This is a genomic window from Algorimicrobium echini, from assembly GCF_900115185.1.
Lineage (GTDB): Bacteria > Bacteroidota > Bacteroidia > Flavobacteriales > Flavobacteriaceae > Algorimicrobium > Algorimicrobium echini.
In genome coordinates this window covers 232,112-255,085 of record NZ_FOVN01000001.1, presented here as the reverse complement: position 1 = coordinate 255,085, position 22,974 = coordinate 232,112, and the positions used below count along the sequence as shown (strand labels likewise).

24 protein-coding genes are annotated in these 22,974 nt (G+C 35.3%); 15 read left to right on the top strand and 9 right to left on the bottom strand.

All coding sequences use genetic code 11. The features are described from left to right. The first annotated feature begins 80 nt into the window (after positions 1-80). From BM239_RS01225 to BM239_RS01180, 10 genes are all read left to right on the top strand, one after another. On the top strand, positions 81-515 hold the full coding sequence (locus BM239_RS01225) for a hypothetical protein (RefSeq protein WP_143094866.1): 435 nt from the start codon (positions 81-83) through the stop codon (positions 513-515). Positions 516-834: 319 nt separating this feature from the next. Continuing rightward, positions 835-1,245, top strand: coding sequence for a protein NO VEIN domain-containing protein (locus BM239_RS01220; protein WP_092205829.1), 411 nt, complete (start codon positions 835-837; stop codon positions 1,243-1,245). A gap of 6 nt (positions 1,246-1,251) precedes the next feature. After that, positions 1,252-2,010, top strand: a complete 759-nt coding sequence (locus BM239_RS01215; RefSeq protein WP_143094865.1) for a hypothetical protein — start codon at positions 1,252-1,254, stop codon at positions 2,008-2,010. Between the two features lie 702 nt (positions 2,011-2,712). Continuing rightward, positions 2,713-3,057, top strand: coding sequence for a single-stranded DNA-binding protein (locus tag BM239_RS01210; RefSeq protein WP_092205827.1), 345 nt, complete (start codon positions 2,713-2,715; stop codon positions 3,055-3,057). A gap of 72 nt (positions 3,058-3,129) precedes the next feature. Then, positions 3,130-3,474 carry a single-stranded DNA-binding protein gene (locus BM239_RS01205; RefSeq protein ID WP_092205826.1) on the top strand — a complete coding sequence of 115 codons (345 nt, stop codon included), beginning with the start codon at positions 3,130-3,132 and terminating at the stop codon, positions 3,472-3,474. A gap of 76 nt (positions 3,475-3,550) precedes the next feature. Then, entirely contained in the window at positions 3,551-3,931 is a 381-nt protein-coding gene (locus tag BM239_RS01200; RefSeq protein WP_092205825.1) for a DUF6876 family protein, read from the top strand. 12 nt (positions 3,932-3,943) lie between these two features. Continuing rightward, positions 3,944-4,141, top strand: coding sequence for a hypothetical protein (locus tag BM239_RS01195; RefSeq protein WP_092205824.1), 198 nt, complete (start codon positions 3,944-3,946; stop codon positions 4,139-4,141). Between the two features lie 432 nt (positions 4,142-4,573). Further along, positions 4,574-4,954 carry a BfmA/BtgA family mobilization protein gene (locus BM239_RS01190; RefSeq protein WP_092205823.1) on the top strand — a complete coding sequence of 127 codons (381 nt, stop codon included), beginning with the start codon at positions 4,574-4,576 and terminating at the stop codon, positions 4,952-4,954. 11 nt (positions 4,955-4,965) lie between these two features. Then, complete coding sequence (gene mobB / locus BM239_RS01185) at positions 4,966-5,997, top strand: MobB family relaxase (RefSeq protein ID WP_092205822.1); 1,032 nt, start codon at positions 4,966-4,968, stop codon at positions 5,995-5,997. A gap of 5 nt (positions 5,998-6,002) precedes the next feature. Then, positions 6,003-7,583 carry a type IV secretory system conjugative DNA transfer family protein gene (locus BM239_RS01180; protein WP_092206739.1) on the top strand — a complete coding sequence of 527 codons (1,581 nt, stop codon included), beginning with the start codon at positions 6,003-6,005 and terminating at the stop codon, positions 7,581-7,583. A gap of 166 nt (positions 7,584-7,749) precedes the next feature. Here BM239_RS01180 and BM239_RS01175 read toward each other — a convergent pair whose 3' ends face one another. The 9 genes from BM239_RS01175 to BM239_RS01130 form a co-directional block, all read right to left on the bottom strand. Further along, entirely contained in the window at positions 7,750-8,421 is a 672-nt protein-coding gene (locus BM239_RS01175; RefSeq protein WP_092205821.1) for a DNA-methyltransferase, read from the bottom strand. 103 nt (positions 8,422-8,524) lie between these two features. Then, the gene (locus BM239_RS01170) at positions 8,525-8,896 is read right to left on the bottom strand and encodes a hypothetical protein (protein WP_092205820.1); all 372 of its coding nucleotides are present in this window, start codon (positions 8,894-8,896) and stop codon (positions 8,525-8,527) included. Between the two features lie 7 nt (positions 8,897-8,903). Beyond that, positions 8,904-9,764, bottom strand: coding sequence for a DUF4138 domain-containing protein (locus tag BM239_RS01165; RefSeq protein WP_092205819.1), 861 nt, complete (start codon positions 9,762-9,764; stop codon positions 8,904-8,906). Next, positions 9,761-10,690 carry a conjugative transposon protein TraM gene (gene traM / locus BM239_RS01160; RefSeq protein WP_092205818.1) on the bottom strand — a complete coding sequence of 310 codons (930 nt, stop codon included), beginning with the start codon at positions 10,688-10,690 and terminating at the stop codon, positions 9,761-9,763. Before traM ends, BM239_RS01165 begins: the two co-directional genes overlap by 4 nt. Before the next feature lie 52 nt (positions 10,691-10,742). Further along, positions 10,743-11,357 (bottom strand): conjugal transfer protein TraK, encoded by a 615-nt coding sequence (locus BM239_RS01155; RefSeq protein ID WP_092205817.1) that lies wholly within the window; start codon positions 11,355-11,357, stop codon positions 10,743-10,745. 11 nt (positions 11,358-11,368) lie between these two features. After that, complete coding sequence (locus BM239_RS01150; RefSeq protein ID WP_092205816.1) at positions 11,369-12,211, bottom strand: hypothetical protein; 843 nt, start codon at positions 12,209-12,211, stop codon at positions 11,369-11,371. A 2-nt stretch (positions 12,212-12,213) separates the two neighbouring features. After that, complete coding sequence (locus tag BM239_RS01145) at positions 12,214-12,795, bottom strand: conjugal transfer protein (protein ID WP_085767703.1); 582 nt, start codon at positions 12,793-12,795, stop codon at positions 12,214-12,216. A gap of 10 nt (positions 12,796-12,805) precedes the next feature. Further along, complete coding sequence (locus BM239_RS01140) at positions 12,806-15,202, bottom strand: TraG family conjugative transposon ATPase (protein WP_092205815.1); 2,397 nt, start codon at positions 15,200-15,202, stop codon at positions 12,806-12,808. Between the two features lie 270 nt (positions 15,203-15,472). Continuing rightward, the gene (locus tag BM239_RS01130) at positions 15,473-15,760 is read right to left on the bottom strand and encodes a hypothetical protein (protein WP_092205813.1); all 288 of its coding nucleotides are present in this window, start codon (positions 15,758-15,760) and stop codon (positions 15,473-15,475) included. Between the two features lie 189 nt (positions 15,761-15,949). On the opposite strand from BM239_RS01130, the gene BM239_RS01125 reads away from it, so the two are divergent. The 5 genes from BM239_RS01125 to BM239_RS01105 all read left to right on the top strand — a co-directional run bounded on the left by BM239_RS01125 (position 15,950) and on the right by BM239_RS01105 (position 22,930). After that, a complete protein-coding gene (locus tag BM239_RS01125) occupies positions 15,950-16,579 on the top strand; it encodes an N-acetylmuramoyl-L-alanine amidase family protein (protein WP_092205812.1) in 630 nt (209 codons plus the stop codon). A 171-nt stretch (positions 16,580-16,750) separates the two neighbouring features. Continuing rightward, the gene (locus tag BM239_RS01120) at positions 16,751-18,073 is read left to right on the top strand and encodes a hypothetical protein (RefSeq protein ID WP_092205811.1); all 1,323 of its coding nucleotides are present in this window, start codon (positions 16,751-16,753) and stop codon (positions 18,071-18,073) included. Further along, the gene (locus BM239_RS01115; protein ID WP_092205810.1) at positions 18,046-18,693 is read left to right on the top strand and encodes a condensin complex protein MksE; all 648 of its coding nucleotides are present in this window, start codon (positions 18,046-18,048) and stop codon (positions 18,691-18,693) included. Before BM239_RS01120 ends, BM239_RS01115 begins: the two co-directional genes overlap by 28 nt. Beyond that, on the top strand, positions 18,690-21,941 hold the full coding sequence (locus BM239_RS01110) for a rhoptry family protein (protein ID WP_245758170.1): 3,252 nt from the start codon (positions 18,690-18,692) through the stop codon (positions 21,939-21,941). Before BM239_RS01115 ends, BM239_RS01110 begins: the two co-directional genes overlap by 4 nt. A 170-nt stretch (positions 21,942-22,111) precedes the next feature. Next, on the top strand, positions 22,112-22,930 hold the full coding sequence (locus tag BM239_RS01105) for a Wadjet anti-phage system protein JetD domain-containing protein (RefSeq protein ID WP_245758169.1): 819 nt from the start codon (positions 22,112-22,114) through the stop codon (positions 22,928-22,930). Positions 22,931-22,974: the final 44 nt, after the last annotated feature.

The following is a 22,974-nucleotide window of genomic DNA, read 5'->3' as shown; positions in this document are numbered from 1 at the left end:
TCGACTGCGAACCTTTACAAGTACAGAAGAAAACATCAAAGTCAAATACAAAGCAAATGAACGATTTCGTTTTCAATTTTATGGATTGTCTTACGAGTCCCATTATTGTTTTTAAGTCTGCTTGGCAAGATATAATTCCAGAAGATATACTTAAAAACATAAAACCGTCACGACTGTTATGTGCTGTGCAACAAGAAGAAATGGCATCGCTTACAGAGACTTTGGTATACATAATGCCTAGAACTTATGAAGCACCAATGCCTACCGAATGGGTAAATATTTACACTTGGTTAGGTATTCAATATGCCATTCAGTTCAAGAATAATGACCAACTGAACGAAATGACTGAAATCGCACCAAGCAAACTTTCAGAATATGAAACGAAACTTTTAAATGATTTGAGAAGATGGATTTATAATAAAAGAAGAAAGGCTTTAAAAGATAGGTTGAAAAGTGCAGAAAAATCTGAGATGAAGATATTATTTGAAAATCAGAAAGGACTTTTTGAAGACTGAATCAATAACTCACAAAAGTGTTTTTTAGACCTTTATTGAATACAGCTTTCATAACCCACTCAGCACATTCCCCTACATTCCACGCTTCCTGCTGAAAAAGCAGAAAGCTCTACATTCCGCGAAAAGAGCTTCATTGCACAAATCTTGGACACAATCCCCAATTTTGCTTTCCATTCCGCTAAGCCTTTTCGCTACGCTGCCAAGGAACGCTACATTCCCAGCTAAAATTGTGAATTAAGTCCACTTTAAGTTCATCTACATTTTTCAAAATCGGTAATTGTTTTTAATCTAATTATATTGTACCAAATTTTAGGCTCAAATGGAAAAACTGACAGAAAATAGAACCATTGAATTATTGATGTCTTATTTAGTTCAACAGGGATATCAAATAGAGAGTTTTTGTTTAGGTCAAACTAGAGGGTACGATATTGTGGCAAACAGAAAAAATGAAAAGTTGCTTATTGAGGTCAAAGGTGCAAAAGCTCATAAGGATTCACCAACGAAGCGACGAGATTTTTTCAATTCTGGACAGATTAAGACTCATTTAGGTAAAGCAATCATTAAATGTTTAGAAACAAAAGTTGCTTTCCCAAATGCGAAAATCGCCATTGCACATCCCGAAGATGAACAAATAAGAAAAGCAATTGCCAGTATTATTCCAGAACTAAATAAGATAGGGATACAACATTATTGGGTTAATTCTAATGGAACAGTAATTCTCGAAAATTAATTCGTTTTGAATACATCAATAAACTCTAAACTAAACTCATTGTTTCATTTCTTGAATGAAAACAGGGGTTATAATAAAAAAGTTCAATCAAATTCTTATAATTTATTTTTAGCACCATTTGATTCACTCGAAGATAGATTATATTCAGTTCTTCATCACATAGCGAATACACAAAGCCAACCTAAAATTGATATTCTTGCTTCTTTTTTTCAGAAAGTTTATTCAAATAAATCACAGTTGCACAGTTTTAAAACGTTTATCAACTTTTTAACAGATAATGACAGTTGTGTTCCTAATTACGAATCACTTTACTATGGTATGTTGAGACAGGCTGGTTGGGGCAATAAAACTTCTGCATTATTTACCAAAACCATTTATCATTTGCATAATGGAAAGTATGGATTCCAAAATTCAATTTGGGAAGATGCACCAAAAGTGATAAACCAAAAAGAAAAAATTTTCTTACCTGTCGATGCGGTAATTGAAGCAGTTTTTCATCGGATTGACTCATCTACTAAATGGAATTTCCATAAGATAAATAAACTTCTACAGAAAAACTATACTTCTGAAGATATGGAAGTTTGGGATGACCTTTGGTTCTGGGGCTTTATTAATCAACGTGGTTCAGGACTTACAAGGGAATTTATTTGGAACGAAGCTAAATATTGGGCACTTATTGAAACTGCAAAAGACAAAAAATCAATTGATAGAGTAAAAAATGAATCAACGAGATTTTTGAAAATCTTTGATAAAAAACAATCTTAAACCCACTCAGCACATTCCCCTACATTCCACGCCTGCCTGCCGAAAAAGGCAGGCAACCACTTCATTTCGGGAAAAGAGCCTCACTACAAATATCTTGGACACAATCCCCAATTTCAGCTTTTCATTCCGTTAACCCTTCCCGATGCTCTGGGAAGGAACACTTTATTCCCGAGCCAAAATCGTGAATTAAGTCCGCTTTTCATCGGAAAGCCATCACTTCGGTTTTCTTAACAGGATTTACGGCGAAGTCTTCTTGAGCCTTCCCTCGAAAATCCCTAAAAACCAAACCGCTGTCTTACACATTTTAAGGGGTTTATAATGGATAAAGCCTTTATTGTTTTTCGGGGCGTCGAAAAACAGGCAGTACATAACCAATTCTACATTAAACCCAGCCACTCATTTCGCTTAACTGTCGGTACGCTCAAATCGTAACCTGCTTTAAAAGAATTGCTAATGCCCTTATGGAACTTGTCAAGACTGTACAAAGTTTTAGTGAAAAATAAGGAATCTACTTCCTTGAAATTCCAAGGAATTTACTACGTCGCAAACACACCTGATTTGTTCCCTAAAAGTCTTGACAAAACCCACTCTATCCATTGTGCGATGCACGAAAGAAAAGAACAAACACCCCTTAAAATTTAATCTGAATTGAAAAGGGAAATATTAATCAAGCCTGTAAAGGGCATTTAAAACCATTTAGTTATGAGTACTATTAGAAATCACGTACAGTTAATTGGAAACGTTGGTCAAGAGCCAACCATTACGAACCTTGAAAGCGGTAAGAAAGTAGCCCGCTTCTCACTTGCTACAAACGAGTATTACAAAGACAGCAAAGGCGAAAAGCAAACGGACACCAACTGGCATACCGTTGTGGCTTGGGGCAAGACCGCTGAAATCGTTGAGAAGTTTGTAGAAAAAGGGAAAGAAGTAGGAATAACGGGAAAACTAAAGACCCGAACCTACACCACGGATGACGGAAACCAAAGGTATGTTACCGAAGTGGTAGCTGATGAAATCCTTTTACTTGGAAGCAAAAATGACAAGTAGAACTTAAAATGAAAGAGGGCGTTCCTCTCAAAAGTTACGCCCTCTTTATCATTAATCTTTAAACTTTTTATTATGAAAACTATTAAAAATCACGTACAGTTAATCGGGAACATTGGGCAAGACCCACAGGTTACAAATCTTGAAAATGGAAAAATTGTGGCGCAGTTCTCAATGGCGACAAATGAAAATTACAAAGACTCAAAAGGACAGAAGCAATCGGAAACCCATTGGCATAGTGTTGTTGCTTGGGGAAAACTGGCTACAGTTATTGAGAAATATGCAGTTGTGGGAAACCAAATTGCCATCGAAGGAAAACTGGCGCAACGCTCTTATAAAACCAACGAAGGCGAAAAACGATATTATACCGAAATTGTAGCAAGGGAAGTTCTTTTTCTTGGAAGCAATAGCGATAAATAACCATTAAAAATTAAGAGGGCGTTCCCGTCGAAAGTTGCGCCCTCTTATCATTATTAACTTTTTAAATCAAATTAAAATGAAAGCACAAGTTAACGAAATTAAAGAAGGATTGCAACATTTTCACGGAACGGAAATGTTCTATCAAATCCCATTATTGAGAACACGTTTTGCGGACGGATTAAAATACCTTGCTAATGTAGCGGATTGTTTTTGGCTCATTACTGATACGTCCGTAATTGCAAAAAGTCTGATGAACCGAAGCGAATTTATCACAATCGACTTTAAGAGATTGTCCGAAGAAAAACAAGATTTTACAGGCTACGAAGCCGAAATAATTTACAGCGATGGCAATGACAATATTTTGGAAAAACACGGCTACCGAGTTACGGATTTTCCACTCGATGAACTGCGGTTGTTTTTTGTAAATGATACGCTGATGTTACCAAGTGAATACTAAAATTTAGAAACTATGATTTATCTAAACTTTACCGATTTGAACGAGGAAACACAAGAGCGATTAATTGCCAATTCCAAGAAAGATGTAAAGGAAAAATATGGCAAGGCTATAATGGATTATGCAACAAAGCATAACACTAATTTGGACAAGATGCTCGACGAAGAAGCGCTGCGGAATTTATATTCTTATACCTATGTGTTTAACATATAAATTTCAGAACCAAAATGAAAAGACACCTCTAAATTTTAGGGGTGTTTTTTATATGTAATTAATATCATATCAAAAAAAAGCGTATCTTTATCTTGCTGAAATTCAGCATTAAATTTTAAGTAAGGGTTATCCACTTTTCGACTTTCGCCGATAACCGTACACATCTAAAAATAACATATCGGAAAATTATTTTCCTAAAATCGCAATCGGTTTTTTCAACCGGATTGTATGGATTTTTGTCACGCTTGCGCGTGACGAAAAGGAATAGCAAGAGGGTAACACGCTGCGCGATGTTTCGGATTTCTTTTCGTTTTCAAATAGCTGATTACCAGCAATTTGTATATATTTTAAAATCCTGACAATCAACGATTTGCGACAAACGGGCTGAGAACGCCCATTTTTAGGGAAGATTTTGCGACAAATCGGCGAAATATGGACTCATTTATCGGAATTAGATTTAAAAAGGAAACTGCAAAGCGTTTCCAAACTTTCTCACGCACTTATTTTAAATCGCACACAGAAGCTATGGCAGCAATGCTGGATTTTTTCTTCTATAATGAAATTTCGCCAAAGGAAAAATTAGGACCGACAGGACGCACCATTGAAGCGAAACTGCTCAAGAGAATCAATGCGGTCATTGCCATAATGCGAGATGTGGAAAAGACGCAAACCAAACCTACGGTGGCAATGATTCAATCTTTATTTGAAGCAGAAGAACCAGAAAAAAAACCACTCATTTTAGAGAAAAAAGTGACTGAGGAAAAGAAAAAAGTTCGTTTCCAAGAGAAGCGAAATTTGAAGAACGAACTATAAATTTTTAAGTTATGCACATTACAATCACACCGCAAAAATTGGATGCAAATTACAGTCAGAGTTCAGCAGATTTTGTGGGCTATTTAGAGAAAGAAAATGAGGGATTAAAGGAAGCTGAAATGGAACATTTTTTTAATCAATATGGCGATGAAATTTCCGCAGAAGAAGTGGTCAAAGAAATTGACGGGAACACCGCAAAATTAAAAAAGAAAGAACCCAAGTTTTATTCAATTACGGTCAGTCCATCTAAGTATGAATTGAAGAAATTGCAGAACAACAGTCAAGATTTAAAAACCTATACTCGAGAGATAATGAAAGATTATGTTGCATCCTTCAATCGTGAAATAAACGGACGACCCATAACAATTGATGATATAAAATATTACGCCAAAATTGAGCATCAACGCACCTTTAAAGGAACAGATTTTCAGATTAAAGAGAACCAACCTTATGCTACAAAAATATTGCAGCTTAAAACCGAAATCCGAAAAATCCAAGAAGGGCGAGCTGAAGGGAATATTAAAAAAATGAAAAAAGAAATTTCCAAACTGGAAAGCCAAGCACCACATCAACAAAATGGAAAACGGATAGTCCAAGGAATGAAAAAAGATGGAAACCAAAGCCACATCCATATCATCGTGAGTAGAAAAGATGCTTCCAATTCCGTCAGTCTTTCCCCAGGAAGCAAGCACAAAGCTTCCGAAGTTGAAATGCACGGTAAGAATGTAAAACGAGGTTTTGACCGAGACCAATTTTATGAGAAAGCAGAAAAGACTTTTGATAAGACATTCGGCTACAAGCGAAACTTTGCCGAGACCTACAAAGCACGTAAGGATTTTGTGAAAAATCCCAATCTTTATTTTGCTGCCTTGATGAAACTACCAGCCAATGAAAAAGCATTGACTTTTAAAATGATTACCAAAACAGGATTGCCAGTAATTCCGACTATACCAACAAATCAAGCTCAAATCGCACTTCGGATTTTTAAACGGTTAAGACGTGGCGCAGAAGTGGCCATAAAATCAAGTTCCATCGGAATCTAATGACTATGCAGATAGATAATCTAATAACGATACTTTCAATTATTGGTTTGGTCAGTACGGTTTTCTATGCGCTATTTCGACTAAGTAGATATGCGTTTCTTTTAAATATCCTGCTACTTTCAACTTTGATATTCTATATGTCAGATACAATTGAATTAGTACCGCTAATGCTTTATTTGGTTTGCCCGCTTATGCTAATTAATATAGCGTTGTATGTTTTTCTGCACAAAACCGTAAAGCCTCAAAATGGCGATACCAAATATCAAGTCAGTTTTTCTACGAATAAAGGAAATTTCAAATTGGATAATATAAAACGTGGTGCATCCGTCATCGGTTCTGCGGGAAGTGGCAAGACCGAAAGTGTTGTGTATGGATTTTTGAAACACTTCCAAAAAGAAGGTTTTTGCGGAATAATCCACGATTACAAAGACTTTGAATTGACAGAAATGGCATATCCACTTTTTACGGATAGCGATATCCCGTTTAAGGTCATTTCCTTTGATAAAATCATCCATAGGGTAAATCCCATTGCACCACGCTATTTAGAGAATGAGGAAAGCGTAAATGAGGTTTCACGGGTGCTAATTGAAAACCTTTTGGAACAAAGAGAAAGCGGAACAACCGGCACGACAAAATTCTTTAACGATGCTGCGGAAGGATTGATTGGTGGGTTGATTTGGAAACTGAAAACTACCTATCCGCAGTTCTGTACACTTCCCCATTTAATTGCCATTTACCAATATCTTGATACGGATAGCTTAATCCAATTCTTGGAAACTAATACCACATCAAGGGCAATGGCAGATTCCTTTATTAGCGGAAAGGATTCAGATAGGCAAACCGCTGGTGTGAAAAGTACCTTGGCAAATGCGCTGAAACGAATTAGCACACAACGTATTTTTATGGCATTATCTGCAGACGAAGTGCCATTAAATATAAACAATGAAGATAATCCTGCTATAATTTCGGTAGTCAACAATCCTAAATATGAAACGTCTTATTCGCCTGTTATCGCTACTATCATTCACACCATCACAAAGCAAATGAGCGTGCGAAATTCTAAACCTTCATTTTTATTGATGGAAGAAGCACCGACCATACGATTATTAAATATGCACCGCATTCCGGCAACATTGCGTAGTTATGATATTGCGACCATATATGTAATGCAAGACAAAATCCAGAACGATATGATGTATGGCGATAAAGCAAGCAAGGCGATATTAAGCAATCTGTCCTACCAATTTTTCGGAAAGGTAAACGACCCAGATACTGCCAAATACTACGAACGCTTTTTTGAAATTATTAAAGACCCAACTAAAAGTATAAGTCGAGGACACAACTTGGATTTTGACACTCGAATCACAACTGGCGAAAAGGAAATTCCGAAGATTAGAGCTGATGTTTTCTTCCGTTTGAAGCAGGGCGAATTTATAACCTATGCTGATGGGAAGGATAAAAAAGTGCAGTTTAAATTACGATCAATTAAAAGAGAGCTTCCACCCGAATCCAACCAATTTTCTCAGGCGGATTTGACTGCTAATTTTGAGAGGGTTTATGATGAGGCGAGGTCGATTTTCAAATAAATTAAAGTGGTGCAATAGGTGGTGCAATAGGTGGTGTAATAGGTGGTCAAATGGCTTATCCAGTAACAAAATAATTAAATGAGGATTCTTCTTTAATCAAGTGTACACTTTATAAAATACCATTTGGCTTTAAGCTAGTGTTAGAAAATAATTTTTACTTTTCTAGTTAATCGCTAATTCCAAACATCCGTTTAGAAGTACCTGCCAAGTTCTTCCGTGCGTTGCTACAATAATCAGCCTCAATCTCAAAAACGATACAGTTCCTATTTGTTTGCTTGCTGGCAATAGCAGTAGAACAACTTCCGCCAAAGGTATCTAAAACTAAATCCCCAGGATCTGTACTTTTTTCTATTAGATAGCTTATTAAATCAACAGGCTTTTCGGTAGGATGGTTATTGTTTTTGGTTTTAGAAGATTTTAGGATATTGCAGTCACGCCTACCATTCAATTTTTTGTTTCCATTGCTACAAAATAATATCATTTCATATTTTGGCGCATAATCGCCTTTCAGGTCGCCAGTTCCGTGATTTTCCTTTTCCCAAATCAAGATGTTCTTTATTCTAAACTCTTTACCAAGGAAAAACTTAAAGACTTCTACATTGTGCCAAGAGCAGAATACGTAGAGATGTGCCTCTTCTTTGCAGACTCGTTTTATTTCTTTTACCCAACTATTTAGCCAGTCCAGATTATTATCATTAGGCATCCTTTTATGGCGGTTATTCCTCTTATTACTTCTGTAACTTATGCCATAAGGTGGGTCTGTCAATACTAAATCTACACTATTGTCCGTAACTTTTTTAATACCGATTTTCCAGTCTATATGTAGTATTTTTTGCATCTGTTACACTGATTGATTTAGTTATAATTAAAGCATAGCTATGGCTGTTCAGTATCTTTTGGATGCTGATGATTAGTTCAATAAATACAGAGAAATAATTGCTTTAAAAAGGTGCTTTATCCTTTGACCCTCTTGCGGCAGCTAACCACTTGCCTTCCTGCTTAACCAGTTTAAAAACACCAGGCGTTTTATCGTATGCTGTGGTGTATTTTACCCAAGCCACATTGCCCATAATCGTATCTTGCAAAACAGTAAAGTTAGAATCATCCTTTGGCGTAGCGTTGAATATATTTATGGTGTTCATATAGTTGGAATACGCCTGTGGTGTAGAATGTGCTTTTAAGGTTTCCTTATCTTTTTCATAAAAACTTTCGATGACGATTTGAGCTGTGGCACTTGGTCCTGAAATTTTAGTTGTAGAATCAGCACAGGAAAGGAACAGTAATACGAGCGAGCAAACAACAATTTTTTTCATAACGGTATTAATTTGGGTTATTGATATATCTGTGCGATAGTTTCATTTCAATATTTCGTTCACCATCTTTTTCATTTAGTTCTAAAATTGCCCTGCGGTCATTAGACAATGAAAACTTGGGCAATACATAAACGAAGCGAACCGTTTCGTGTTCTGCAATTTTAGATGGCAGGTTATATGTGTAAATAGGTTCTAGATACAGTCGCTGTAAAGACTTTCTTTTGCCCTTTTGCCGAGTTTCAATCGAAAGGTTCAAAAAATTCAAATCGTAATCCAAACTGGAATTATTCCTAATCTGAATAACAAAATAAAGCTGTTCTTTATCAAAAACGATATTCTCAAGACTTAAAATAACTCTCTGTTTACGCTTAGTAAAATAACCAAAATGTTGTTTTAAACTAAGAAGATAAGAGCAGAATTTTTCATAGTAATATGTGCTGTTATCAATGCTTTTGCCAACTAATTTTGTCTGGACAGAATCAGTTATTTTAGGCTTCTCATTCCCAATACTATTTGTTAGTGGAATGAAATAATTGAGTTTAGAAAGCTGTTTTTTATACCTTACAATATACGAAAAAATCGAACCATTTTTGTTGACTACCAAAAGATTACTTTCTTTTCCAGGCTGTGCCTGAAGCAGCCCGAAATACTGTTCTTTTTCCCGAGAGTAAGTAAATACAAAATGATCTGAACCAGTTATGCCTTGCCTAATGGGTTCAGGAAAGAACAAAGCGACGTTTTTTGTGTCATTTGCATAAATGGTGTCGAGTATATGTGGTTGTTGAGAGTTCGTTTTAGCCTGTGCCGAGCAAGGTCGAGGTGCTAGAGCAAAAATCAACACAATTGTCAATAAAGCTGTTGTTTTCATAGTCGTGGTTTTAGGATTAATCTGTAGTTATTGAGTACCGTAACTTTTACATTACGATTTCTTCGTTTGAGTACTTTAGTGATTCCACCAACTTGTGGAACTGTGGGAATATTAATGTCGCCGATAATATCATCGAGAACCTCGTTGGTTGCTTCTGCCCTAAAGTTGTTTTCTACATAGATACCTTCGCTTCCGTCCTGTAAATCGAACGCTTTAAGTTTAGTGGGATGATGTTTGATGTTCTCAATCTCAATTAAAGCGCGATTGGGTTGAAAACTGATAAATCCGAATATGAGCGTATTCTTGGCCATTAACTTGCCATTTATAGTCGCAGCTTTTGTCAACCGCATTCGCAGTCTCGAATTAACCTTAACAATTTGGTCGCCATCCACGACGACGTAAATGGTTTCGTCAGTATTACCGAGAATTGAAACTTCGTTAGGTTTGGGTGCAGCAGCAAAGAAGAGTTGATGTTCCAGACCCAATTCTTTGGCTTCGATTTTTTGTTCTCTTTTTATTTCAGCGGAATCAATTGTTGAAGTTTTCGTTTGAGCTACTCTTTTCCTTCCAAAATTCCGATAGCGTTTTTCGGAATATTGAATCTTTCCGGCATCATAAATACTATCGACGATGCGTTCCTTTTCACGTTCCGGCAAGTCTGGGTCGTAAAAACCCAAAGAATCAATCAGTTTTTCATCGTAGATGCTGGGTGCATTGTTTTCGCGCACTTCCTTCAAATCATTAATGGCATCTAATTTAGATTCATATTCTTTTTGGTTTTCATCCAAATCGGGCACTAAGGTTTGTTGCAGGCTTTCCGTTTCACTTACATCATCGCCCATAACCATTACAGAATAGGAAATGAGAAATATGAAAATCACTGCCAAGACAGCTGCAAATACTATTTTGTTTTTTTCTACTTTCATAAGAGTATATTTTTTAAATGCCGATTACCAGCCTACCGTCAGGCAGGTCGGCTCAACTTTTATCATTTAGTTTTTTAAGGGTGTTCTCAAAATAATTGGTAATTAAAAGTCCGTGTGGATTGTTGGGAAAATTTCGGTCCACCATAATAAGGTTTCCAGTGGAAACCAATTCGTAAGTGTCAATTATAGAACCTCTATTGATTTCAAAAACAGTAACCGTCCTAAAAACATACGTCCCGTTTTGTTCTTCTATTTGCGAATCGATGCTCAACACTTTCTGCACAAGCGAATATTGTAAGAGACGGTTGTAAACACCATCTGCTTTTTTCTGACGATACAGGTTGTCCACAGAACTGTTTCCCAACCAAAGTGCCTTTTTTAAATTACTTTCATAATTACTCGCATCAATATTGTAAAAATAATTGTGGAACAAGTCTAAATGTGCCAAGGCTTCAACCCTAAAATTTTCTTTTTGGGTTACGAGCTTCAGCGGAATAATGCTGCCATCGGTATTTATGGCAAAAGCGCTATTTAGTGCTTTTTGATTTGTGGAATATGCCATCCATAAAGCGAAGGTGCTGGATAGTAATGCTAGGACCAAAACTGCCAAAACGATAAACCGGTTTAATTTTAAGACGTTGTAGATATTCTTGTATGGTGTTTTCATTCTGAATTGAATTAGTTGGTAAATAATCTGAGCGTAAAAGATGTGGCACGTTTATACAATTTGAATTTTAGGAATACGATAAAAGCCACAGAACCTAATTGAACGACAGGTGCAAAAAAGCCTTGACCTGTATCGGTTCCGAAAAGGTTTGTCCAAAAATTGGTATTGATTTCCGTATAAATAGCATTGATAAATACATTGACCAGAAAGAAGGCAGGCACCAACATATATACAGCCGCATATAATTTGAAAAATGTATAAGCAAGGGAACGGAATTTTTCAAAAACCGCTAAACTTATAACCAATGGAAAAAATGCCTGCATTATTCCCAACAGGAAAAAGCGTTCGGCTAAAAATAAAGGGTATATAAATAGGTCGAGAATCCAAAGAATGGTGCTTAAGATAAATGCTAATATTTTAAAGCCATACAACGGTGTTACCAATGCTTCGTACAAAAGCGTCATCGCTGAACTTGCAGCATCAAAAAGACTTACATCTTCCTCTAAAGGAATATCCTGCATTTGCAATGGAAGTAACGCAGGTGCTGTTCCCCTGTACTGTCCCTCGATGGCTACCAATATCCCATCAAAGAATCCTAACACCTGCGTTGAAAATATTACTAAAAGGACGATGGCAAAATTCTTTGCCAATTCGCCGGGACTCAAGCCCCAAGTATAACCGTCCTTATCGGCAATGCCTTCATTATACTTTTTTAAGATGTTGATCAAAAAGAACAGGACAGCAAGTGTTTTCATTCCTGCAATGGTATATTGTGAAAAGTTGCTTGCCTGTATGGTCTGGAACACCGTATCGATGTATTCCAACCCAATCCCTAAAAGTATGGTTGCGGTCATTATTAATAGTCTGTTTCTCGATTATTGACTTTATCCTGCATCTTTCGGAAGGAAATAATATCACGATAGCGTTTGGTTTTGGTTGTGATGCTGGACACCATTTGCTTTGATTCCTTCTCTTTTTCCTTGAGTACTTTTGCACGTTCGGCATCGCTCATTTTTAGGTAGTCGCTAGACAGAACTTCGTCAATAAAATCAACCGTTTCCAATGAGTTTTGTACAATGGCATCAAAGGATTCCACCACTCTACTGATTTCATCGGGTTTGATGTAAGGCGAATTCAAAATATCCTGCAAATCGGTTTGCATTACATTGATGAGTCGTTGATTGTTGTCTGCAATTTCTTGGACAGCATTAAGCTGTTGTACCACACTCGATACTTTCTCGATGGCTTCTTTTGCATCTTTCAGAAATTTCACAGACTTGATAAGTTGGCTCGTCTGTTTGGCAGATTCTACCAAGGATTTTACCAAGCTGATAAAGTTGGTGTTGTCATACACTGGCATTCCTTGGGCAGTAGCTTTGCTTGTCATAAATAAAGTCAGGGCTACGGTCATTACTAAAATTTTGATTTTTGTCTTCATAATATTTGTTTTAAGATGTAAATTGAATTATTGCTTTTTCCATATCGTAATGCTCGTCGTAGAGCTTCATAATTTCCTCATTTTCCTGTCCATCGGTTAAGTAAGCCGCATAAACTTCTTTTGGCACTTCCAACCGGAAAATGTTGCTTTCCCTACCGATTTTGATGAACATTTCGGTGTATTTCCGTGGACCGGAAAGATTGTTTTTAATAGACTTTAGTTGGTTTAAATCGTGACTGGATAGATTGAGCCTTTTTACTAATTCATCATATCCCTTTTCATTATTCAAGCTGTAAATAACCTGTGTGTTTTCCAAAATACTCGCTGAAGTGGAATTGTTTGGAAGCTGATTGATGGATTGTAGAATAATCCCAATCGCACCGTTTTGTTTACGGATGGCTTGATAGTAGAACTCCACGCTTTCCAGTACATTTTCAAACTTCAGTTGCTTTGCAAACTCATCAAATAAGATAATGCCTTTTTCAGCACGGTTTTTCCAAATGGTTCTTTGGATGGCAGATTTAATCAGCTTCAACATTACGGACAGGATTTCCTTATTGTCCTTGACTTCATCGAGCTCAAAAACAATCAATCGTTTATCTTCGATTTTATAGGTTTGGTCTTCGCTTACTTCAAAAAGGAAGCTGTATAGACCATCGCCGACATATTCGGACATTACGTGCAAAAAGCTCGTTATGTTGAAGTAGTCGGGATGGATTTTTAGGGTATCTAAAAGGTCTTTTTGTTTCCTTTCTATAAAGCTGTAAAAACCATCTAACGAATGATTTTCTGAGGTGTTATTATAATAGTGACGCAATATCTTTTTAACCGAGACTGATTGTGCTTTTGTAACTTTTAAATCTGAAGCGAACAGTTCAAAAAGGAAAACAGATAGGTCTTCCAAACGTTCAGGTGTCAAGTCTTTAACATCGCTGATGTAAAATGGATTGATGCCTAAGTTTTTACCGCTTTCATATCTGAGAACCGTATATTTTTCAGGATAGAGCTTGGCGAATTTGGTGTAAGAACCACCTAAATCAATAATGACCAACCGTACACCACTTTCAAAATATTGGCGCAGAATATTGTTTGCCAAAAAGGATTTGCCTTCGCCTGTTGGTGCAAAAATGGCAAAATTCCGTGCCTTTATCCGTTTCTTTTTTTCATCCCAAACATCTTTTAGCACTGGAATGTTATGTTCTCTATCATTGAAGATGATTCCGGTGTTATCGGATTTGTAATTGGTATTGTTAATGAACAGACACAGAGCGTGCTTTAAATCTGTTACATATAAATCGTTATTTGAAAAGTTGGAAGAAAAGCAGCAGTAACTATTAAGAATATAGTTTTTACGCTCTTCGCCACGTGGATAATATGGGATGATATCCAGTTCCTTAAATTCGGTCTTGATTTTGGATGTGATTTTGTCCAGTTTTTTGGCTTCCTTTGCCCAATAGACAATATTGAGATGACCACGAATAATCCGTGCATTATCATCGGCATTGATTTGGTCAAGAATATGTTGGATTTTACCCAGAATCACTTTGTTCTGCGAACCGAAGTTGGAACTTTTATTCAATTCTTCAACTTTTTTATCGAGCAGCTTGCGCCACTTTTGTTTGTCATCGAGATATAGAATTTGATTGACAATATGATTTTCGTTAAGCGTAAGCCCTAAGCCATCAATAAACCCTTGATGAAACACAAAATCGTCTGAAGTGAATTTCTCATTGGTTTTGCTGCTCTGCACACTTTCGCCAAAGCACAGTTCGCTGTTGATGGCCAGGGCATCAAAATGGTTTTCGCCAATATTGACGCTTTTCTTTTCAAGTATAATATCTGTATCAAAGCCTTCGTTGAAACCATTGAAATAACCGTTGGTTAGTTTCTGAATTTTCTCAGCATTGAGTGGTAGAAATTCCATTTTTCGGCTATTATTGATAAAAGAAACGGAATCGCTTACCGAGTTGGCAAAGCTTTTTACGTTATCGTCCAGTTTCTGAACGATTCCCTTTGAAACCTTTCGGAAAGGGTTAACGTATTTGGAATTGTTGAGTGCCTTGTTTTTAGTCAGAATAAAGAACAGATAACATTTATGTTCAATATGCCCACGACCTTTAAAATGCTCGTGTGTAGCTTTTTCTAAAAAGGTTGAATTCGGAAGTTGTCCTGAGGTATATGATTTCTTCAAATAAATATCCTGTTTATGAACAACCGTAGCAACTGGCAAAGATTTTAAGGCCTGAAACCAGGCACCGTGCATATCTTCAAAATCCTTTTCGGAAAGCGAGTAGATTTCCGGTAGATTTCCCTCATAGCACAATATCACATTGCCATTGTTGGCAAACACGATATTGTCCTGAATATCCGCAATGGGTTGATATGCCGAAAGGTTAATCTTGTTCATAATCAAAGCCTGAATTTCTTTTGTTACTGATGATTCTTGGGAAGGCTTTCGCCATCTGAAATAGTTGTGGATTGTTTGTGATTCTAGTTAAGGCGATATAAAGCGCAGCATTAAAAATTAAGACACCTATGATTATCCCGAAACTGAATGAAAAAATAATAATCATTAAGGATCCAAGTATGGACATCATCATTAGGGCAAACAGGGAAATGGGCAGCCCAAAAATGACCGCCTTTTTCCTAATATTTCTATAGACCTCGAACCGCTTCATTATACCACGATTCCAATTAGATAAGTAAATATTCCAACAACAGCACCCGCAATTAACACGAATACCAGAACTCTAGTAATACCTTTTTTTAAATCTGCGTTCTCGCCAAAGAAATGTCCTGCATTAAAGAGGAAACCGACTAGAAAAATGACACCGAGCAGAATTGGAAAGATGGTTCTTATAGTATCGCCTACATCATTTACGGAATCTTCAATGCCACCAATTTGTGCGAATAGCGATGTTGAGAGCAAAGACAGAAAAGTTGATAGATAGATTGAATTTTTCATAACGTAACGGTTTAAAATTTTGTGTTGTTTTTGTTATTGGAAATTTACATATATTTGCTTACAAATAACTGAAAATCAAATATTTGTGAATAAAATATTATTTGATATTGTTTGAATTCCGTTGTTGTTATTTGGTATCAAATTTTATGATTTTTGGAAGTTGAATTGTTAATAACCCAAAACTTGAAAATGAAAAAAGTGCTCAAAAACGTCAGTTTTGTGATTTTGCTTCTAAAAATGTGCTTCATTTTTGGGCAGGAAACCACAACCCAAAAACGAATTGTAATTGATGTTGGGCACGGTGGAAAAGATGCTGGTGCAATAGGTGTAAATGGCATCCAAGAAAAGAATGTGGTTTTGGCTATTGCAAATGCCATTTTGAAGCAGAATGATGATTTGGAAAATCCGCTCGATATTTATCTGACCAGGTATAGAGATACACTTATTTCTTTATCGGATAGAACGAAGCTAGCAAAAGCTCTAAAAGCTGATTTGTTTGTGTCGTTGCATTGTAATCATTCGGATAACCCTAATGCGAGAGGTGTGGAAGTATATGTGAGCAATAAGCAATCAAAATATCAAGATGATTCCATATGGTTTGCTTTTCGAATGCAAGATGCACTCAATACGAAGCTTGGTTTTGAGAGTAGAGGTGTGAAGTTTGCAAATTTTCAGGTGTTGCAAGAAACAATAGCTGAATGTCCTTCTGTGCTTTTGGAATTGGGTTTTTTGAGTAATTGGGATGAAGGTCATTACTTATCAAGTTCAAGCCACATAAAACGTCTAGCCTATTTGATTTTTAGAACCTTAAACCAATAAGATGAAAGAACTATTTAATGAAGTTTTTGTTTGTTTAAAGTCACTATTTCGTTTGTTATATACCGAATTAAAGCTTCTGCTTAACAAAAATGCGAATAACTGTAAATAAGGTAAATTCAATTAATTATATTTATAGGATTTTTCACTAAAAAAAACGATTGAATATTAAAATTGAACGAAACAGATAAAATAAATTTTGACTTTGTAAAAGAGATTAAAGAACCCGGTGTTTATCAACTGCTTTTTCCTAAGAAAGAAGTAGGGTTGGCAGTTATGGTTTTATTTGAGAAAATTGAAAATAAATCACTGCCTGATGGAAAATTCATCGAAAAAGACCTTCACGATGCATTTGCACAGATAAGCAAACCAAATGAAAGGTATCCAAAGGAAATTTACAGTGCGCACATTGAAGAGCTTCAGGAATACTTTTTAGACTATAATCAAGAAACCCAAAAATACTATTTTAAAGATTATGCCTATAGATTTTATACTTACGCAAAGGAAACCTTGGAAGGTAATTTTAGTCCTACTCATATCGAAAAGATTTGTAGTTTGCTCACGGCTTCATTAAGGCAAAGGGAAACCTTAGAGGATTTAAAATTTTGGCTCACATCCGAGTTCAGAAAATATGAACCCGACCTCAGAGAACAGGTAGATTTTTTGGACAGACAGATTATAGAATCGGTAAATAAGCTTAAAAATAATCCCACTAATTCCGATAAAAAATTTATTGATCTTCTAAAAGAAGTTGAAAACAACTTGGATAAAGCACAAGAGCAAAGCAGAGAACTTGCATCAGCATATAGCGAAACCAAAATTATACGATCAATCCTAGAAAAGCGAGAAGACACCGATTCTGAAACAGACGATTTAATTGCAGAGGTTCATTTCTTTATAAAATATCTCAACGAAAGGTTAGATTCCATTGATAGAAAACTAGATAGAATTCAACCAAAAATCAGACAGTTGTTCGCTATTTTAAACAGGCCACAGTTTAATAGTAAAATTGAAAAATTTCTACATTTCTTATTAGATAAAAGTACAGTCAATGGTAGGAAAGAAACACTTTTGCCAAAAAATATTAATAATCCTGCTTTGCATATAGATACACCCAACTTTACAATTATTGAGCGTGAAAGAGAATTGTTCCCTTCAAAACCAAAAAAACGAACTATTTACAAAACAAATAAAGTTAAGATTAAAGAAAATACGCAAGGTATTTTAAGGATACTCAGTCAACAGGATTTGATTAGGAAATGGGAACAACACATTATTGCCGAAATAGAATTGAGAGGAACTATTGACCTATCTGCAACTTTCTTTAAAATAATGGAAGAGACTAACGATGGACAAATAGCTGTAAGTGCAATTTACAGTTCAATTCAACAAGCACGTAAATCAAATGATTTTGATTTTAAAATGTACAAAATAAAGCAGACCAATAGTAAAATAGAACACATAAGTTTATGGAAAATGAACATACAGAAGATATAAGGGTACAATTTTTAAATCATCCGGACACCCAAGAACTATTTGCCTCTCTGGACTATATGTTAAAAGATGGTGTACATTTTCAAAGGGAAGGCAATCAGGCAAGGTTCTACAATTATATCTATTCAAACATTGATAGTTTAAAGGCATATTATCGATTTTTATTCAATGTTGAATTGACATTTGGTGGTACAGAAGCGAGTGGTTACTATTTTTTGGATTTTATTGGTTCCTCAAGAGGTAAGATAGATGCAGGACATAGACATCATATGAAAAGTGAGCACGTTATAATCGGGTTTGTTATTTACAAGATATTTTTCATTGACAACCAAGTTGATGTGGTTTCGGTAAAAGACCTACAAAAAAAGATAAGGATTGATTATGAAGATTTAAAACCTGGTATTTATAGGTTGATTGCAAAATCAAGGAACACCAATCCTGGTAATTTGAACGATGAAACTATAGATGCAACCGTAGAATCAGCACTCAGGGAATTTAAAAAGATAGGTTGGGTAACGCTAAACGATGATGAGTTCGATTTGTTACCTGCTTTTGACAGGTTGATTGCCATTCACGAAGATTTAATAAACAATATGGACGAAACACTAAATGAATTGAGATGAAACGATACCCTAGAATAAAAAGGCTATCTACTTTGGGCATTGTGCATCATCAATCGTTTGATTATGATTTTAACCCATTTAGAACAGACTTTGTTGGCGAAGGCGGTTCTGGTAAGAGTATGATTGCAGATCTTTTGCAACTCATCTTTGTGGGTTCTGGTGCATTTCATTCGCCTACGGATAGTAGTGAGCCAAGAAAACCAAAAACAATGGTGCTGAGAACTTCTGGTAAAGGCACAGATATGGGTTATACCTTTATAAATATTGAACTTAAAAAAGATGCTTTTGTAGTTATAGGAATATATCTTGAAAGCATAGGAAGTTCGCGGTCTTTTATAATTCAACAAGGCGAAAAATTTGAACCAGAGGACGAGTTAGTTCCATTCAACCATCCTCTTGGTTTTTCAGATTTTTTAAAGGATAACAGTTTGTTGCCTATTGAAGATTTAAAAAATCACATATTCGATACTAAAGGATTTGTCTGTGAGTCGTGGACTCGAATGGATACATTTCACAAGCTATTGTTTAAAAATTTTATCATTCCAGTGGACTTATCCATCAACCAAGAATCCTTAAAAAGTTATGCTAAAATCATTCAAGCATTTTCAAGAGAGTCATTGGACATAAAGAAAAGCGAACGTATTCAAGAATTCCTTTTTGGAAATGAAAAAGAAAAAGAACTAAAGCACGAGTTTGACAAAGCTGTAGATGAACTGAGTGGCGATATCCGTCAATTTGAATCTAATAAAGATGAGATAGATAGGTTGACACATAAACAAACAGAACTGCAAGAACTGCTTAATCTAAAAAAGGAAAGGGATAAAGCTAAAACAGAATTTATAAACACAAAATACCATTATTTAAATTACCAGATATCATCATCTTATAATGATATGGTGCAAAGTTTGGATGCTTTTTTTAATAATCGAGATAAGTTGAGCGGACTTAGAAATTTTGCCGAAGCCAAAGTTGAAAAACTAAAATTGAACACACCTGCTTTGGATGAGGAATTTGAAGAGGCCTCTAAAGAAAAATTATTATGGAAAGGGAAAAGCGACGACTTGAAAAAGTACTTTTCTTGGATGGAACATTTTGAAAAAAATGGACAAGAACTTTCAGAACATTATAACAACTATCATAAGAACAAACAAGACATTGAGCGAATAGAAGAGTTCAAATCACTCTTAAAGGAAAATGGTATTTACGTTTTCTTCGGAAAAAATGACAAACTCAACAAAAACACCATTCAAACTATCGCCGAAACCCTAAAAGGATTTGAGTCTTCACTCGAAGAAAAAAAGAAATTAAAAGTTCTCAATAATTTAGATGACGCTTCTTCGCTTGCACATTGGGCGTTAAACCTTAAAAGAAAATTGAGCCGGAAAGAAGAAAGTGTTGTACATAAATATCAAAACGATAACATTACCACCAAAGAACCAACAAATGGAATCAATTCACGTTACATTCCAGAACCAAAACTGTTAATTGAAAATCTACAGGTTACAAAGGATGAGGAAAATGGTTTTTGGTTGGATTTAGGTGGTGTGCGTGAATACATCCCTTATGTAAAAGATCCTATATTCGATACTGGTAATTCAGATAAAATCAAGGACTATTTTTTAAACCAAAGGATAACGTTAGAAAATGACATCAAAGATTTAGAAAAGGAACTAAAGAATTGGACAATCTTAAATAAAATGCTGACTGCACTCGAAAATCCATCAGCATATTTTTCGTCTTGGGAATTAAAAGATGTTAATGCCAAGTTTAATAAGCACGAGTTGTTTGAGGAAACCTCGGATGCTATTAAACGATATTTAAAACTTCTTGATGAGCACGAAAAGATTGATGACGGTCTAAAAAAGGCGAACAAAGCATACAGGCAAATAGACGAAAAGCGTACTGACAATTCTTCTCTAATTAAAGGATTAGAGACGAGCCTAAAAACAATTTCAATTCCTGAAATTAATGCTGATGTTCAGCAATTAATTACAAAATATAATTTTGAGACAAAAGATACGGGTGGTTTTAAAAACCTAAAAACTAAACTTAAGAAACAAAAGAATTTATATGATACTTTTATTTCTATTCTAACAGAAGAATCAAAAAATGGCATCGCAGTAGAGGACTTGAAAAATGCAGATAGAGAGATAGATGCATTTAAAATTGAATTAGAAGAATTAACTTCAGGGAGTTCTAAACTTGTTTCAGAAGCTAAAATCCAAGAAGCCAATATTTCATCAGATTTTTTGGAAGAAAAAAGCATATATCATTCCGAATGTCAAAAACAATATAGTATCAAATATGATTTGGTGGTCAAGGAATTTTTAAAGCAAAAGGAAAACCGTTATTTAGGAACAGATGATTTTAAACAGATTTGTTCAGAAATTTTACCACAAGAGATTTTTTCGGAAAAGGATTTAGAAGATGATGAAATAATTCCACGCATCAAAAAATTGCTTGACGATATAAATATCAAGAACAAAAAGCTAAACATTAGAAAACTTCAGAAGTTAACAAGTGTCGTTGACAAAGTGAATACCGAAGTAAGTGAACAAATATATTACTCTAAGAAAATAAGAGATTTTATTGATGCCGACGATAAAACAATTACAGGTGGCCACAGGGCAAAACTGTCTATTTACTTTGAAGGCAGTTATCCCAGAAGCTGGATGGAAGATTTTATTGAGAAAATACGTGAAGATATTAAGGTATCGAGCGATAACAACCTTTTTAATGACCTACAGGGCGTTTCTAATGAATTGGAAAAATACACGTCTCTCGAAGAAAAAATGCAAGAAGCTTTTTACAGATGTGGTGGCTCTAGGAATCTAAAGCCCAAGGTATGGGAATTGCTTAATCCTAAATCTTACTATGGACTCAATTTTACCATTCAGTCTTTACACGGAAAAAGAAACCCAGGAAGCACAAGCCAAACCTATGCAGCAATTGCACTTTTGTGTATTGCTAGACTTTCATTAATTAATAGGGATGCAAAAGATAAGGTTAGGGATGGAATACGATTTATGCCAATTGATGAAGCAGCTGGACTTGGAAGCAATTTTGATATGCTCTACGATATAGCAAAGGCAAATGATTACCAAATCATATCACTATCAATACAACCTTATAAAGTTGATATGCTAAACCAATACATTTATCTGCTGCATAACAATTTGGAAGAATCCGATAAGGTCAATTACGAACCAGTTCCAATTTTTGGCGATTTTGGCAATAACAACAACTAATTTATAAAGAACCTAATTCGCACCTAACAAGAATGAGAAAAAACGTTGAATGGAAGTATTTGATTGGTCTTAACCAACTGTATGAAAAAGATAAAACCCATCTAAAAATAGGTAACAATAGCTTTGTTAAACAAGTTTTGATGAAGCAAAAAAAGTTAATTAAACCTAAGATGGGCAATCCTAAAATTCTGGAAGCCAAGTATGGTTTTAAGGAATATTATGAAAAAGAGTTTTTGGATTATTTTGAATACTATTCTAATTTTTTTCAAAAAGCAGGTTTAGAAAGTAACGCCCATAAAACGTATAATGAAGACGACTTAAAAAGTTTAGCTTTCATTTTTTATCAAAAAGACGAACTTAAAAAGAATCTTACAACTGAATATACTTTTTCGGCAAGAGTCTTTAAAGGTAAAGGTGCAAAGTATTTAACAAATAGACCGAGTTTACGAAATGCGGTATTACAGCTTCTAGAAATAGACGAGTTCCCAGAAAAAGACCCAAAAAACGCACAATGGCGTTTTGTGGTGGATTGCGAAAACTCTAAAATGATTGTTATTTGTGAAAATTTAGCTTGCTTAAAAGTACCTTATGAATACAAGCAGAATAATATAGAACTGTGGCACGTTGGCGGTAACAATACCAATCCATTAAAAGCTATTCCATCAACAAAACTAAAGCTACCGCTCTTTTATTTTTGTGATTGGGACCACCACGGACTTTCTATTTTTTCAAGAGTTAAAAGTATCTTTCAAGAAAAAGACAAATCAATTACATTAATTGAGCCTATATCGTTAAGCGAAGCCTTACCTGTAGATTCGCCACATCATTATAGCAAATGGCGCAAAAAAGAATTTTCTGGATTAAAAAAAGATGATTTTTCAGAACAACAACAAAATAAAATATGTAGTCTAATTAATGACAATAATTGGGTTGAGGAAGAATCTATGGATTTATTATCCTCACTACGGAAGTTTGGTTTTATTCAATAAAACATAAAATATATGTTTGTTAAATTTTTATCTTTGGAAAGATA